Origin of the sequence: Rathayibacter sp. AY1A2 (genome assembly GCF_002930935.1) — a bacterium.
In the GTDB taxonomy this organism is placed as follows: domain Bacteria; phylum Actinomycetota; class Actinomycetes; order Actinomycetales; family Microbacteriaceae; genus Rathayibacter.
The window spans coordinates 55,557-70,001 of record NZ_PSTP01000005.1 but is presented as its reverse complement, the minus strand read 5'-3'; the positions used below and the strand labels follow the sequence as shown (position 1 = coordinate 70,001).

Sequence of the window (14,445 nt, the reverse complement as noted above, 5' to 3'; positions counted from 1 at the left end):
CCTTCGCGGAATGACCCCGGCGCGCGGGTCTGCGATCCTCGACGGATGACTCCGATGGACGGCAGCGGACCGGTATCGGGGGAGTCCGACGCCGTCGTGGGCGCAGGCCGTCCGCCGGCGGACGCCGGGCGGCGTGAGCATCCTTCTCGATGCCGTCGCGGTGATGGTGAACCGGCGGGAGCGCTCGCAGGGCCGCTGACGCGCGTTCCGGCAGGCGCCCGAGAGGATCGGGCCGACGACGGCGTCCGCGGAAAGGTGACCGTCGATCCGCGGCTGCGGCTGCGGCTGGTCACGCGCTTCGACACTCCGACCGAGACGTGCTGGTACGAGGACGTCGAGCCGTGGGTGGAGCATTCGCCGATCCGCTGATGACGTGCCGGACCGTCGGGCGGCCTCAGTCCCGGTCCGTCCGGCCCTTTCGCCGTTATCCGATAATGCACATTATGTCAGTTCGACCGATGTCCCGTTCTGCAGGGATGGCGATCGGCTCCCCTCAACGCTCCTGCGACAGGACGTCATCGATCGCCGCCGCGCTCCGATGGCAGACCGGGCGCTTCGACGGTGAGGCCTCGGATCACCGCGGCGACGACCAGGCGCTGCGTGAGTTCGGCGCTGGTGTCCACGGGCCACTGGCTCACCGACCCGACGTGCGCCGCGACGACCGCCTTCGCCAGGACAGCGGACTCGACGGCGGGGACGCGGCCGTGCACGGCGGCGAGGGCGGCGAAGCGCTCGCCCAGCTCGCGCGAGACGCGGTCGTCGTCGATCATCATCCGCTCGGCGAACTCCGGGTCCGCGGCAGCGCGTGCCAGGAGCACCGACCGCAGGGAGAACCACTCGCGGCTGGACGGGAGCGCGTCGAGGAGAGAGCGTACGGCGCCGTCGAGGGTCGCCGCGCGGTGCTCCTCCTGCAGCTGGACGTCGAGGGCCTCCTGCAGGCTCCCCCACACTCTCGCGGCCTGCTCCTCGTGGAGTGCGAGGAAGAGCTGGTCGACACCGGCGAAGTTCGAGTAGAACGCGCCGCGGGTGAAGCCCGCCTGCGCGCAGATGTCCTCGACGCGCTGGCCGATGGTGCCCGTGCTCTCGAAGAGCTCGGCGGCCGCGGCGAGGAGACGTCGTCGCGTCTCGCTCCTCCGCCGGACCGGAGCCTGCTCGCCTGTGACCACGCCCCCAGCCTATTCGGATCCTTGCGCTGGATGGGCCTTTTCAGTACGTTTCGTTTCCAATGCATACCGTATCGAGAACTGGAACGCCCGAACCTCGACGGCGACGGTCCCCGTGGCTGCCGGCCGCGACCGTCGTGCTCATCGGGGCGGTCCTCGCCTGGCTGAACCGGCTGGAGTGGTGGGGGTGGCTCGTCGTCGCGGCGGCCGCGGTCCTGATCGCGGCCGTCTCGAGGAGCTGGCGGCACCGGCACTGGATGCTGCGTACGGCGGCCTGGGTCGCGTCCGCAGGGCTCGTCGGAGCCGTCGCCCTCGCCGCGGGTCCTCTCCCGGCGACGCGGACGCTCGCCGGTCCGCACACCGCCCCGGTCACGACCCGGCAGGGCGACGTCGTCGGTGTGCACGACGCCGCGGCCGGGGTCGACGCCTTCGCGGGGATCCCCTACGCCGCTCCCCCGGTCGGCCCGCTGCGCTGGGAGGCGCCCCGCCCGGCCCCGCAGCGGTCGGCGACCCTCGTGGCCGACGACTTCGGCCCCTCCGCCGTTCAGCCGGAGCCGACGTTCCTCTCCCGAGCGGCGACCCGCGTGCTCGACCTGCCGCTGGAGGAGACGCTCCTCGGCGGGTACGCGACGGACGAGGACAGCCTCCGCCTGAACATCTGGACGCCGGCCGGCGGGGCGGGCGACTCCAGCCCGGTCCTCGTCTACCTCCACGGCGGCGCGTTCGTCTCGGGGTCCGGCGCCCTCCCCGCCTACGACGGCGCGGCGCTCGCCTCCCGGGGCGCGGTGGTCGTCACCGTCGCCTACCGTCTGGGGGTCCTCGGTTTCCTCGCCGGTGATGTGCTCGGCGGCGGCACCCCGGGGAATCAGGGACTGCTCGACCAGGTCGCCGCTCTGCAGTGGGTGCAGGACAACATCGCCGCTTTCGGCGGGGACCCGGGGCGGGTGACGGTCGCCGGCCAGTCCGCCGGCTCCGGCAGCGCCTGCATCCTCGGGGCCTCGCCCCTCGCGGCCGGCCTCCTCCACGGGATCATCGGGGAGAGCGGAGGATGCCTGGGGTCGGCGGGAGACCGCGAGGCCGGCGACCTCTACGACGACGCCGCCACCGCACGGGAGGCGGCTGCGCGCCTGAGCGAGGCCCTCGGCGGGGCGAGCCTCGCCGAGATGAGAGCCCTGCCGGCCGAGCGCGTCGTCGCGGCCGCCGCGGGCCTCTCGCAGCACTGGTGGCCCTCGATCGACGGCGTCGTCCTCCCCGACACGCCGCTCGCCGTCTACGAGGCCGGTCGGCAGAACGACGTCCCCCTCCTGCTCGGCAGCAACTCCGACGAGACCTCGCTCGATCTGCTGGGAGGCGTCGACCCGGATCCGAACGCCTACGAGCAGGAGGTGCGCCGGGAGCACGGAGACGACGCGGACCGATTCCTCGCGCTGTACCCGGGTGCCGTCGAGGACCAGGTCGTCGACTCCCGGCTGCGCGCCGGCAGCGACCGGACGATGACCGCCCCGATGCGGCTCTGGGCGCTGACGGCCGCCCGGACCGGGCGGGCGGGCGTCCACGCCTACATCTTCACGCGCACTCCCCCGGAGAGCGGACTCGAGCGGTTCGGCGCGTACCACGGCGCCGAGGTGATGTACGCGTACGGGAACCTCGGGGCGGACGGCGACGCCGACTACACGGACGTCGACCGCCGGCTCGAGCAGGAGATGACCGCGCGCTGGCTCGCATTCGTCTCCCACGGCGATCCGGACGCCGCCGGCCGCGAGCGGTGGCCGGCCGTCCAGGAGGATCCGGACAGCGTGCTCGAGTTTGGCGACGTCGTCCGGGTCGCCGAACGCCCGTCCCCCGACGCGGTCGACTTCTGGCTCGAGGGGACGGGCTGACGCGGGGGAGCTCCTCGCGGCGGAACCTCCGGACAGCGGGGAGCCTTCGCTCAGAGCTGCCCGACGAGGTGCGCCTGCCGACCGTCGCGCGCGAAGACCGGGATGACGGCCAGGGGCGCGTCGGCGACGATCCACTGCCCGCCCTCGTGCTCGGCGCCCGTCGAGAGCTCCGTCCACCGCGCCCCGGCGGGCAGGTAGACCCGACGGGAGACGGCTCCGGCGTGCGTGACCGGAGCTACGAGCAGGTCCGAGCCGAAGAGGTACTGGTCGGCCAGATCCCAGGCCTCCGGGTCCCCCGGGAACTCGTGGAACACCGCTCGCAGCACCGGCTGGCCCAGCTCGTGCGCCTCCCGCATCGCCGCGCGCGTGTACGGGCGCAGGGTCTCGCGAAGATGCAGCAGGCGGGTGAGGATCGGCGTGGCCTCCTCGCCGAAGCTCCACACCTCGTTCCCGGCTCCGGTCGCGGCGCGGCGGCTCCCGTCGGCGGCCGTGACCGGGGCCGACGGCGCGCGGTCGCCGTGCAAGCGCATCACGGGGCTGAACGCGCCGAACTGGAACCAGCGCACGAGGAGCTCACGGAACTCCGGATCCGACGGGTCTCCCCCGGCGAATCCTCCGATGTCGGTCGTGAACCACGGGATCCCCGCGACGCCCATGTGGATGCCGGCCGTGATCTGGTGGCGCAGGTCCGCGAAGGTCGAGTGGATGTCGCCCGACCACACGAGCGCGCCGTAGCGCTGACTGCCCGCCCACGCGGTGCGGACGAGGTTGACGATCGCGGTCTCCCCGCCCTCGCTCTGCCCCTCGAAGAAGCCGCGGGAGAACGCCTGCGGGTAGAGGTTGCCGACTTGGACGGCGGGGCCGGCGGCGTAGCGGTAGTTGTCGAAGTCGTAGACGCCGTACTCGGGCTCGGCCTCGTCGAGCCAGAAGAGCCGGATCCCGTGCTCGCCGTAGTTGCGCCGGCACGCCTCCCAGACGAACCTCCGGGCGGCGGGACTCGTCGCGTCGTAGAACGCGCTCGGACCCTCGAACTGCATGTGCAGGTCCAGGCCCCGCTCGGCCTTGACGAGGAGGTTCCCCTTCTTCATCGCGATGTAGTTCTCGGACTCGACCGACACCTGCGGCCAGACCGAGACCATCAGCTCGATCCCGAGCTCGCGCAGCTCGGCGACCATGGCGGACGGATCCGGCCAGAACTCCTCCTCGAAGCGGAAGTCGCCCATGTGCGGCCAGTGGAAGAAGTCGGCCACGATGACGTCCATCGGCAGGCCGCGGCGCCGGTGCTCGCGGGCGACCTCGAGCAGCTGCTCCTGGTTCCAGTAGCGCAGCTTGCACTGCCAGAAGCCGAGGCCGTGCTCGGGCATCATCGGGACGTGCCCGGTCGCGTCGGCGTAGGCCCGGGTGATGTCGGCCGGGGTCTCCCCCGCGGTCACCCAGTAGTCGAGCTGCTGGGAGGACTCGGCGGACCACTCCGTGCGGTTGGCTGCGAAAGTCGCGCGGCCGATCGCGGGGTTGTGCCAGAGGAACCCGTAGCCGCGGCTCGACAGCACGAACGGGACGCTCGACTGGGAGTTGCGGTGCGCGAGCTCGAGCGTGCAGCCCTTCAGATCGAGGATGTCCTGCTGGTACTGCCCCATCCCGTACAGCTTCTCGTCGGGGGACGTCTCGAACAGCGCGGTCAGCCGGAAGTCGCCGCCCAGGTGCGGACGCTGCTCGCGGGCGCGCAGCTTGAGCGCTCCCCCGCTCCCGAGCTCTCGGAAGAGCAGCTCCCCCCGACGGTCGTAGAAGGAGAGGGAGCAGGAGAGCTCGTGGTAGCCGGTCTGGTACCCGTAGCCCTCCTGCTGCTCGAGGACGACGGTGATGCCGCCGGCGCGCAGCGTCGCCCGCGGTCCCTCGATCGAGACCTCCGGCGCGTGGCGCTCGGGGGCGATCAGCGCCCAGTCGGTGTCGAGGACCTCCCCGGACCGGCGGGCGCGGACCCGGACGCTGTCCCTCCCCCACGGCTCGACGACGACGGTCTCGCCGTCGCCGCGCCAGACGAGGCGGTCCCCCTCGAGGGCGAACGCGTCGGTGTCCATGTGCTCCTGCTTCCTCGAGTCGGGCACGGCGCTCAGTCCTTGACCGCGCCGGCGGTGACCCCGGCGGCGACGTAGCGCTGGGCCACGATCAGCAGCACGGCGGCCGGGATGGAGGCGATCACGGCGGTCGCCATGATCCCGTTCCAGTTGGTGGTGGTCGATCCGATGTAGCGGTAGAGGCCGAGGGTGAACGGCACGATGCTGTTGCCCGAGGTGAGCGAGTTCGCGTTGAGGAAGTCGGCCCAGGCGAACAGGAACGAGAACAGGCCCGCGGTCACGATCGAGTTCCGGCTCAGCGGGATGACGATCGAGACGAAGGAGCGCCAGTTGCTCGCACCGTCGATCCGCGCGGCCTCGATCAGCTCGTCGGGGATGCCGAGCATGAAGGCCCGGAGGATGATCACCGCGAACGGCACGGAGGCGGTCGCGTCGGCGAGGATCAGGCCCGGATAGGTGTTGAGCAGCCCCAGCGCGTTGTAGATCGCGAACAGCGCGGTGACCAGGACGATCCCGGGGATCATCTGGGCGAGGAGGAACACGAACATCACGACGCCGGTCCCCCGCACCCGGAACTTCGCCATCGCGAAAGCGGCGGGCAGGGCGATCGCCAGCGTCAGGATCACGCAGCCGATCGAGATCACGAGGCTCGTGATGAGGTTCGGCAGCTGCGTCGAGAACGCCTGCACGTACCCGTCGAGGGTCGGGTCGCCGGGGAACAGGCTCGGCGGGGTCTGGATCAGGTTCTGCGGCTTGGTCAGCGAGACGTTGACCATCCAGTAGAGCGGGAAGAGGAGGAAGCCGCAGAGCACGATCGCGATGACCACGTCGATCCCGCGGCGCAGCCCTGTGGTGTGCCGGTTCATCCGAGGTCCTCCTTGCGCTGGGCGCGGATGTAGATCACGCCGAAGACGAGGGCGACGATCACGAGGATCTGGCCGGCCGCCGCTCCGACTCCGAACTGCAGGTCGGTGAAGGACTGCTCGTAGGCCCACGTCGCCAGGGTGTGCGAGCTGTTGGCCGGGCCTCCCTTGGTGAGGATCCAGATGACGTCGAACACCTTGATCGTGTAGACGAGGCCGAGGAGGAGCGTGACGGAGGTCACCGGTCGCAGCAGCGGCCAGGTGATGCTCCAGAAGGACCGCCAGCGCGAGGCGCCGTCCAGTGCCGCGGCCTCGTAGAGGCTCTCGGGGATGCCCTGCAGGCCTCCGTGCAGCAGCACCATGTTGAACGGGATGCCCAGCCAGATGTTGGCGATGATGACCGCCCACAGCGAGACGGACGGATCGGTCAGCCAGCCGACCGGCGTGCCGATCGCGGCGTTCAGGATGCCGAACTGCTGGTCGAAGATCCAGCGCCAGGCCGTCGCCGAGACGATCAGCGGCAGGAGCCACGGCAGCAGGATGAGGGAGCGGAACGTCGCCGAGAGCGGGAACCGGCGGCTGAAGAACAGCGCCAGGGCCATGCCGATCGTGAACTGGCCCACCAGCGAGACCACGGTGAAGACCACGGTGTGCCAGGCGATGCTCGCGAAGATCGGATCGGTGACGACCGTGACGTAGTTGTCGAAGCCGACGAAGGGGGCGATCCCGGTCACGAAGGACGACGGTCCGAAGTCCTGGAGGCTGAGGACGACGCCGCGGATGATCGGGTAGACGAAGAAGACGGCGAGGAAGATCACCACGGGCGCCATGAAGGCGGCGGCGGCGAGGCGGAGGTGGGAGCGGGGTCGGCGGCGGGCGGGCGGCCTGGTGGCCGCCCCGCCCGCGACCGGCGCCGTGAGCACGGCGGGGTCGGTCATGCGGCCGCTACTTCAGGCTCGCCGCGGCGTCGTCGAGGGCCGCCTGCGGCGTCTTCGAGCCGGTCAGCGACTCCTGGATCGCGGTCCAGAGCGCCTTCGAGGTGTCGGGGTAGGCGACGCCGAGGTCGCTGGTGCGTCCCTGCGCGACCGAGATGGCCTCCACCCACGGCTGGAGCGCGGGGTCCTCGGTCGCCTGTTCGGCGGCCGCGTCGGCGTACGGCATGATGTACGACTGGCCGGCCGCCCAGGCCTTCAGGCTGTCGGGCTGGATGACGCACTGCGCGAACTCCGTGGCGAGGGTCTGCTTCGCGGCGTCGGAGGCGACCACCTCGACGAACTCGCCGCCGAGCGGGCTCGGTGCCGCTCCCCCGTCCTTCGCCGGGATCGGCACGACGCCGTAGTCGATGCCCGCCTCGTCGAGGGCGGAGAGCTGCCAGGTGCCGTTGACCATCATCCCGAGCTTGCCCGCGAGGAACTGGTCGCGGACGTCCTGCTGGTTGGCGTTGACGTTCGCCTGCGAGGCCGAGCCGCTCTTCACCAGGTCGGTCCAGAGCGCGAGCGCCGAGACGGCGTCGTCGGAGGAGATGTCCTCGAGGGTCGCACCGGAGCCCCAGAAGAAGGGCAGGAACTGGAAGGTGCCCTCCTCGGTGCCGACCGCGGAGAAGCCGAGCCCGGTGACGTCGCCCGCGGTGAGGGCCTTCGCGGCGGTGGTCAGCTCGTCCCAGGTCGTCGGCGGAGTGACGCCGGCTGCCTCGAAGAGCGCCTTGTTGTAGAAGAGCGCGAGGGTGTTCGAGCCGATCGACGAGCCGTAGGTCTTCCCGTCCAGCTGGCCGGCGGCGAGCACGTTCGGGAGGACGTCGCTGGTGTCGAGCCCGGAGGCGGCGTTGTCGACGAGCAGGCCGGTGTCGGCGAACTTCGCGACGTTGGGGTTGTCGAGGACGACCAGGTTCGGCGTGGTCTTCGACGCGGCCGACTGCAGGAGCTTGGTGGTGAGGTCGGGGTCGGAGGTGCGCTCGAGGGTGATCCCGGTCGAGGCCTCGCAGCCGGCCAGGAGCTGGCCGTAGGGGGAGGACGCGTCGTACTGGGTGAAGCTGTCCCAGAGGGTGAGCGACTTCGACGAGTCGTCGCCCGCTCCCTGTGCGCTGCACGCGCTGAGGGCGACTCCGGCGATGAGGACGAGGGAGGCGGCGCCTGCGGCTCGTCGGATGCTGTTCTTCACGGTATTCCTCTCTGAATACGGTCGGAACGAGCGGAGCGCTCGCGCCGGGAAGACCCTCCGGGGGCGCCCGCTGGGGCGGTCCGTCCGGAAGTCGTGGCGAGCCTAACCGAGTCGGAGAACCGGTTCAATAGATTTCGGAGAACCGGTTCACCGATCGCCCGGGGAACGCTCCGGACGACCCGGCGACGTCAGCCGCGCGCCCGCCGCCACGAGGGGACGACGCCCCGGCTGGTGCCCGGCGAGAAGGGCGCGGTGGTGCCGAGGTCCACGACCACCGCGGGCAGCAGCTCCGTCACTCCCGGAGTCGCGGTGCCGGCGAGCTCGTCGAGCACCAGGTCGACCGCCCGCGAGACCATCTCGTCGCCGGGCAGGTCCACCACGGTGACCGGCTGGTCGGCGTGCCGCATCACCGCCTCCGGGGCGATGGTCATGATCGAGCAGTCCTCCGGGACGCGCAGGCCCAGGCCACTGAGGCGCTGCAGGAACGGCTCGAGCACGCCCGGCCCGTGAGTGACCACGGCGCTCAGGCCGGGGAGCTGCTCCTGCGCCTGCTCGAACCAGTCGTCGACGTCGTCGGTGCTGGGGATGACGGCGCCCCGCACGCCGCGCAGGCGGCACTGGTCGAGGAAGCCCTCGCGGAACCGCAGGGCGAAGGCGTAGCCGCTCTCGTAGGCGTCGGGGCCCATCCCGAGGACCGCGATCTCGACGTGCCCGAGGTCGGCGAGGTGGTCGACGGCGACCCGCGCCGCGCCGTCGAAGTCGAGGTCGATCGCGCTGAACGGGCTGCCCTCGCCCGGGTAGCCGACCAGCGCGGTCGGCAGGCCGATGCTCGCGAGGACCGGCAGCCGGGGGTCGTCCCGGCGGATGTCCATCACGACGAGCGCATCGGCGAGGACGTCGCGCGCGAGCTCCCCCTCGCCCGTGCCCATCATCAGCAGGTCGAAGCCGCGGGCGCGGGCCGCGTACATCGCCGCCCGCACGAAGCGCATGAAGACGTCGACATCGGTCTGCCGCGACTCCGGATCGACGGAGGCGAAGAAGCCGAGGATGTTCGTGCGCCGCAGCGCCAGGGCCCGCGCCATCGGGTCGGGCCGGTAGCCGAGCCGCTCCACGCTCGCGAGCACGCGCAGGCGGGTCGCCTCCGGGAGCTTCTTGTTGCCGGAGAGCACGTAGGACACCGTGCTGCGGGCCACCCCCGCATCGGCCGCGACGTCGCGAATGGTCACCATGGGCTCAGCGTAGTGAGGGCCCGGCGACGGGAGGGCCCGCCGGCGACTCCCTCGACCGGTGGGCAGCAGCGTGCATACCAGGGCGGTCCGGCCGTCCCGCCGTGGGTGGAGAGCCGTCCGCCGCGAGCCGCGCGACGGCGCCGACGGACGCAGGCCGCGGACGAGCAGTCGGTCACGGTTGCGCGTGTATCGACGGGCACGTACGGTCGTCGGGTACCTCGTCGCGAGCCGCGACGTCGGTGCGGCCGCCACACCGGCCGATCCAGCGGCTCGCGGTCACGGGGGCCCCCCGCACGGAAGACGGACTCCTGCGCTCCAGCACCGGTACTGCGTCCACGACGCAGCAGCTGCTCTCGCACTGACGTCCCCCGTGCCCGCCCCTCAGGGGCGAGGCCCTGCTCCCTCGGAGCCCGGTGGTCGTCGTGCGCCGACACCGACCACTGGAGCACCGTGCCCTCCTCGTCCCGCACCACCCCGCCCGCCGTCGTCCTCCACGACTGCACGTTCGCCTGGCCCGACGGCTCCGTCGTCCTCGACCGCGTCACCGCTGCGTTCGGACGCGGGCGCACCGGTCTCGTCGGCGCGAACGGCGCCGGCAAGTCGACCCTCGTCCGCCTCGTCACCGGCGGCCTCTCCCCCACCGCCGGGAGCGTCTCGACGACGGGACCCGTCGACCTGCTGCCCCAGCGCCTCCGGCGAGGGCCCGACGACACCGTCGCCGATCTCCTCGGGATCCGGCAGCGCCTGGACGCTCTGCACGCGATCCTCCGCGGCGACGCGGATCCGCGGCACTTCGAGGTGCTCGCGGACGACTGGGACCTCGAGGCCCGGGCGCTCGCCGCACTCGGCGACGCCGGTCTCGACCTGGAGGAGGCGGACCTGCTGCGGCCGGTCGCGACCCTCTCCGGAGGGCAGGCCGTCCTCACGGCCGTGACCGGCGTCCGGCTGCGCGGCCGGCCGATCGCCGTGCTCGACGAGCCGACGAACGACCTCGACCGGCGCTCCCGAGGGCTTCTGCTCGACCTGGTCGACCGGTGGCGCGGGACGCTCGTGCTCGTCAGCCACGACCGGGAGCTGCTCGAGCACGTCGACGAGATCGCGGAGCTGCGCGACGGGGCGGTCCGCACCTCCGGCGGGACGTTCTCGGCGTTCGAGGAGCGGCTCGCCCTCGAGCAGGCGGCCGCGGAGCGCGATCTGCGCGACGCCGACCGGCTTCTCCGCGCCGAGCGGCGGCAGCGCATCGAGGCCGAGACGACCATCGCCCGCCGCGCGCGGGCGGGGGCGCGATCGGCGGAGTCGATGCCCGCGATCCTCGCGAACGCGAGGAGAGGACGAGCCGAGGCGACCGCGGGACGGCTGCGCTCCGGGCACGGGGCCGCGGAGGCGCGGGCGCGCGAGCAGGTCGACGCAGCGTCGCGAGCAGTCCGGGACGACGACCGGGTCCGCCTCGACCTGCCGGACCCCGGGGTCGCGGCCGGGCGCCGGCTGGCGGAGGTGACGGTGCGCGGCCGGACGACGGTGCTCCAGGGGCCGGAGCGGATCGCCGTGGTCGGCGCGAACGGGACGGGGAAGACGACCCTGCTCGAGCACCTCGTCGGGGCGCCGGGTGCGCGGGAGCATCCGCTCGCCGGCACCACGGCCCGAGCGCTGACGGAGCGGGTCGGCTGGCTCCCCCAGCGCCGCGAGGGACTCCTCGACGAGGAGGCCACCGTGCGGGAGCACGTCTCCCGGGCCGCGCCGGATCGTCCGGCGGTCGAGCTGCGGAACGCCCTCGCGCGGCTCCTGGTGCGCGGCGACGTGGTCGATCGGAGGATCGCGTCGCTCTCGGGGGGCGAGCGGTTCCGCGTCGCGCTCGCCGGGCTCGTGCTGGCGCAGCCCGCTCCGCAGCTGCTCGTGCTGGACGAGCCGACGAACGACCTCGATCTCGCCACGACCGACCACCTCGTCGACGTTCTCGCCGCCTGGCGGGGCGGCCTGGTCGTCGTCAGCCACGACGAGGCGTTCCTCGACCGGCTCGGACTCCACTCCCGAGTGGTGCTCGACGCGGAGTGACGGCTGGTCCCCCGGCCCCCGGCGGTTCTGGCCTCGACCGGGCCCCTGCCGCCGGGGAGACTGGCCGGGCCCCTCCCGCCCCCAGCGAACGGACCGACGTGCTCACCGGACTCAGCGCCTTCCCCCTCACACCGCTCCGCGACGACAGCATCGACGAGCGGTCGTTCGCCGCTCTCGTCGAGCGGCTCGCGCGGGCGGGAGTCGACTCGATCGGCGCCCTGGGCTCGACCGGCTCGGCTCCGTACCTGGACCGCGGCGAGCGCCGGCGCGCAGCAGAGATCGCCGTCCGCGGCGCCGGCCCGGTGCCGGTCGTGGTCGGGATCGGGGCGCTGCGCACCTCGCAGGTGCTGGCGCTCGCCGAGGACGCGCAGAGCGCCGGAGCGAGCGCGGTGCTCCTGGCGCCGCTCGGCTACCAGCCGCTGACGGACGAGGACGTGCTGGGGCTCTACGAGGACGTGACGGCTCAGCTCTCGGTGCCGCTCGTCGTGTACGACAACCCCGGGACGACGCGCTTCTCCTTCTCCGACGACCTCTACGGGGCCGTCGCCCGGCTGCCGCAGGTCGCCTCCCTCAAGATCCCCGGCGTGCCGGAGGGACCGGGCGCCGCGGCGGCGCGCGTCAGCGAGATCCGGGAGCGGGTGCCGGAGGGGGTCACCGTCGGGGTCTCGGGGGACGCCGCGGGTGCGCGCGGGCTGCTCGGCGGCTGCGACGCCTGGTACTCGGTGATCGGCGGCCTCTTCCCGCGGACGGCGCTGTCGATCGCCCGGGCGGCGCAGTCGGGCGATGAGGCGGCCGCGATCGCGGGATCGGCACGCCTGCAGCCCGTCTGGGACCTCTTCGCGGAGCACGGCGGCAGCTACCGCGTGGTCGCGGCGATGGCGGAGCAGCTCGGTCTCGCCGAGGCGCGCTGCCTCCCGCGTCCGGTCCGCGGGCTCGGTGCACGGGCGCGGGCCCGGGTCGCGGAGGTCCTGGCGGAGCTGGGGCCTGTGCTGGAGTGATCCGCGGGCGGGTCGGCGGGAGGACGGCTCGGACGGCGTGGTCGTTCCGGACAGCTGGAGGGGCGGGCCGGGATGTCCCCGACCCGCCCCTCCGGCGGAGCACGCGACCTCAGCAGGCCTTGGACGCGCGGTAGGTGTTGCGTCCCGCCGCCACGAACAGCGCGTCGAGGACTCGGGCCTTGCCCGGCGCCACGGAGTAGCAGCTGCCGTCGAAGTCGGCGATGATGTCGGCCTTGCGCTCGACCGTGCTCGACCCGCAGTTGCGGAAGACGAGAGCGCGCTGGCGCAGGACGCCCTCGGGTCCGAGGGTGGCGCCGGTGGCCACCTCCTGGGCTCCGCACGCGTAGTTCCCGGCGCTCACGTACTGTCCGTTCGCGACCTCGGCCGCGGAGGCGGGCGTCGCGACAGCGACGACGCCGACGGAGGCGATGGCGCCCGTGAGGGCGAGGGTGGCAAGAGTTCGTCGAAGAGTCATGGTCGTTTCTCCTTCTGCTTCTCGGTCTCTTCACGCTGGCACCGGTCCGCCGACGAGCGCGAGGAACCTGGGAGCCTTCACACCGGGGGGCCAGACCGGTGCGGGGAAGTGCTCCCGAACGGGGCGAAAGGGTCGGAACCGGCGGGGCGGACGATCAGGAACGGGCCTCTCCTTCGCTTCCTGAGCGCCTCGATCCGCCGCCGATGCGGTCGCCGAGCCGCCGACCGTTCCGTCCGTGCGGCGTCGTCCCTCCGCCGTCCCGCGACTGGCGCGCATCGACGGGTCGTCCGGCCGGTCCTCCGGCTAGCGTTGCAGGCACACCCCCCCCGCCGACCCGGACCGCTCCGCCGACCTCGTCGGTTCGCGGTCCCTGCACGAGGAGCCCCCGTGTCCCCCGACGATTCAGCAGTACCCCCCTCTCGAACTCCCGGCCTACGGCGGCGCGCCGTCATCGGCGGCGCCCTCACGGGTGCTCTCGCTCTGGGCGCGGCGACGCTCCCGGCCGCCTCCGCCTCCGCCTCCCCCGTGCCCGGCCTGCCCGGGGAGAGGACCCGCACGATCAACGTGAGGACGAAGAACCGCGGCGTGCTCTACGACGTCCTCACGGTCTCGATCGCGGGCGACCTCGCGCGGATCTTCGTGCCGCAGACGGTGAAGCCGCGGCAGGCCGCGGCGGTACCGGTGATCTGGTTCATCCACTCCGCGCAGGCCGACCACACCTCGCTGTCCAGCGTCTTCGCGTACCCGGCCGAGCTCGCCGTCGAGCGGGGCGCCATCGCGATCTGCCAGACGCTCGGCGGAACGATCTGGACCAACGACACCGCTCAGAAGCACCAGCGGAACGGCTACGCCTACCTCTCCGGCCAGTTCCCGATCGCCGCGAGCTACCTCTGGGCGATGTCGGCCGGCGGTGCGCTCGCCTGCGAGGACTACGGCGCGCGGGTCTTCCCCGGCATCAACGGCGTCTACCTGGTCAACGGCGTCTACGACCTCCGCGACACCCACGACCGCACGACGCGGGGCCGCTTCTCGATCGGCGGTGCCTTCGGCGGCAGCACCGCTCAGATCGACTCCCACAACCCGAAGCGGCTGCCCGCCTCCGCCTGGGCCGGCGCGAACATCCGCGCGGTGGTGTCCGACACGGCCCACCCGGACCCGAGCGTGCCGCCGGCACTGCACGGGCTCGCCCTCGTGAAGAAGGCGACGGCCACGGCCAGGGAGGCGACCGTCCGGACGCACGCGCTCGGCCACAACGCGCCGTCGTGGGTGAACCAGGACGGCATCGACGCGATCTTCCGCTGGCACGCCGGGCTGGCCGCCGCACCGGCGCCGTCCGCGACGCCGACCCCGACGAAGACGCCCGTCGTCCGCCCGTCCACCGCGGGCCGCTGGGACTTCGACCAGGCGGACGCCCCGTACGCGGGAGAGCCGGGGTCTCCGTTCCGACCCCGCTGAGCGGTCCGGACGCGACGGCGTCCCTCGGGAAGCGCTGACCGTCACATGCGCTCGGCGCGGCGATCGGCGCAGCTGCGCGGGCCTGCCGCGGGACCGGG

Annotated in this window: 12 protein-coding genes; 5 read left to right on the top strand and 7 right to left on the bottom strand. The window is 72.8% G+C overall.

The window, feature by feature from the left end:
- Positions 1-45: 45 nt before the first annotated feature.
- Positions 46-369 (top strand): hypothetical protein, encoded by a 324-nt coding sequence (locus tag C5B93_RS16935; protein ID WP_146078456.1) that lies wholly within the window; start codon positions 46-48, stop codon positions 367-369.
- A gap of 146 nt (positions 370-515) precedes the next feature.
- Here the strand turns inward: C5B93_RS16935 and C5B93_RS06790 are convergent, their stop codons facing one another.
- Positions 516-1,166, bottom strand: coding sequence for a TetR/AcrR family transcriptional regulator (locus C5B93_RS06790; RefSeq protein WP_104250336.1), 651 nt, complete (start codon positions 1,164-1,166; stop codon positions 516-518).
- A 134-nt stretch (positions 1,167-1,300) separates the two neighbouring features.
- Here C5B93_RS06790 and C5B93_RS06785 point away from each other — a divergent pair, with 134 nt between their 5' ends.
- Positions 1,301-3,043: a carboxylesterase/lipase family protein gene (locus C5B93_RS06785; RefSeq protein WP_219813822.1), complete on the top strand. Its 1,743-nt coding sequence runs from the start codon at positions 1,301-1,303 to the stop codon at positions 3,041-3,043.
- Positions 3,044-3,093: 50 nt separating this feature from the next.
- Here C5B93_RS06785 and C5B93_RS06780 read toward each other — a convergent pair whose 3' ends face one another.
- The 5 genes from C5B93_RS06780 to C5B93_RS06760 form a co-directional block, all read right to left on the bottom strand.
- Positions 3,094-5,121 (bottom strand): TIM-barrel domain-containing protein, encoded by a 2,028-nt coding sequence (locus C5B93_RS06780; protein ID WP_104292088.1) that lies wholly within the window; start codon positions 5,119-5,121, stop codon positions 3,094-3,096.
- A 32-nt stretch (positions 5,122-5,153) separates the two neighbouring features.
- Entirely contained in the window at positions 5,154-5,984 is an 831-nt protein-coding gene (locus tag C5B93_RS06775; RefSeq protein ID WP_104222044.1) for a carbohydrate ABC transporter permease, read from the bottom strand.
- Positions 5,981-6,919, bottom strand: a complete 939-nt coding sequence (locus tag C5B93_RS06770) for a carbohydrate ABC transporter permease (protein ID WP_104225253.1) — start codon at positions 6,917-6,919, stop codon at positions 5,981-5,983. Before C5B93_RS06770 ends, C5B93_RS06775 begins: the two co-directional genes overlap by 4 nt.
- Before the next feature lie 7 nt (positions 6,920-6,926).
- Complete coding sequence (locus C5B93_RS06765; RefSeq protein WP_104232593.1) at positions 6,927-8,138, bottom strand: extracellular solute-binding protein; 1,212 nt, start codon at positions 8,136-8,138, stop codon at positions 6,927-6,929.
- A 188-nt stretch (positions 8,139-8,326) separates the two neighbouring features.
- Positions 8,327-9,367, bottom strand: coding sequence for a LacI family DNA-binding transcriptional regulator (locus C5B93_RS06760; RefSeq protein ID WP_104222050.1), 1,041 nt, complete (start codon positions 9,365-9,367; stop codon positions 8,327-8,329).
- A gap of 450 nt (positions 9,368-9,817) precedes the next feature.
- On the opposite strand from C5B93_RS06760, the gene C5B93_RS06755 reads away from it, so the two are divergent.
- Together C5B93_RS06755 and C5B93_RS06750 are read left to right on the top strand one after the other, a co-directional pair.
- Positions 9,818-11,419, top strand: a complete 1,602-nt coding sequence (locus tag C5B93_RS06755; RefSeq protein ID WP_104292087.1) for an ABC-F family ATP-binding cassette domain-containing protein — start codon at positions 9,818-9,820, stop codon at positions 11,417-11,419.
- A gap of 98 nt (positions 11,420-11,517) precedes the next feature.
- A complete protein-coding gene (locus C5B93_RS06750) occupies positions 11,518-12,417 on the top strand; it encodes a dihydrodipicolinate synthase family protein (protein WP_104292086.1) in 900 nt (299 codons plus the stop codon).
- Positions 12,418-12,526: 109 nt separating this feature from the next.
- Here C5B93_RS06750 and C5B93_RS06745 read toward each other — a convergent pair whose 3' ends face one another.
- Complete coding sequence (locus tag C5B93_RS06745; protein WP_104222056.1) at positions 12,527-12,892, bottom strand: hypothetical protein; 366 nt, start codon at positions 12,890-12,892, stop codon at positions 12,527-12,529.
- 387 nt (positions 12,893-13,279) lie between these two features.
- Here C5B93_RS06745 and C5B93_RS06740 point away from each other — a divergent pair, with 387 nt between their 5' ends.
- Complete coding sequence (locus C5B93_RS06740) at positions 13,280-14,347, top strand: hypothetical protein (RefSeq protein ID WP_104246834.1); 1,068 nt, start codon at positions 13,280-13,282, stop codon at positions 14,345-14,347.
- Positions 14,348-14,445: the final 98 nt, after the last annotated feature.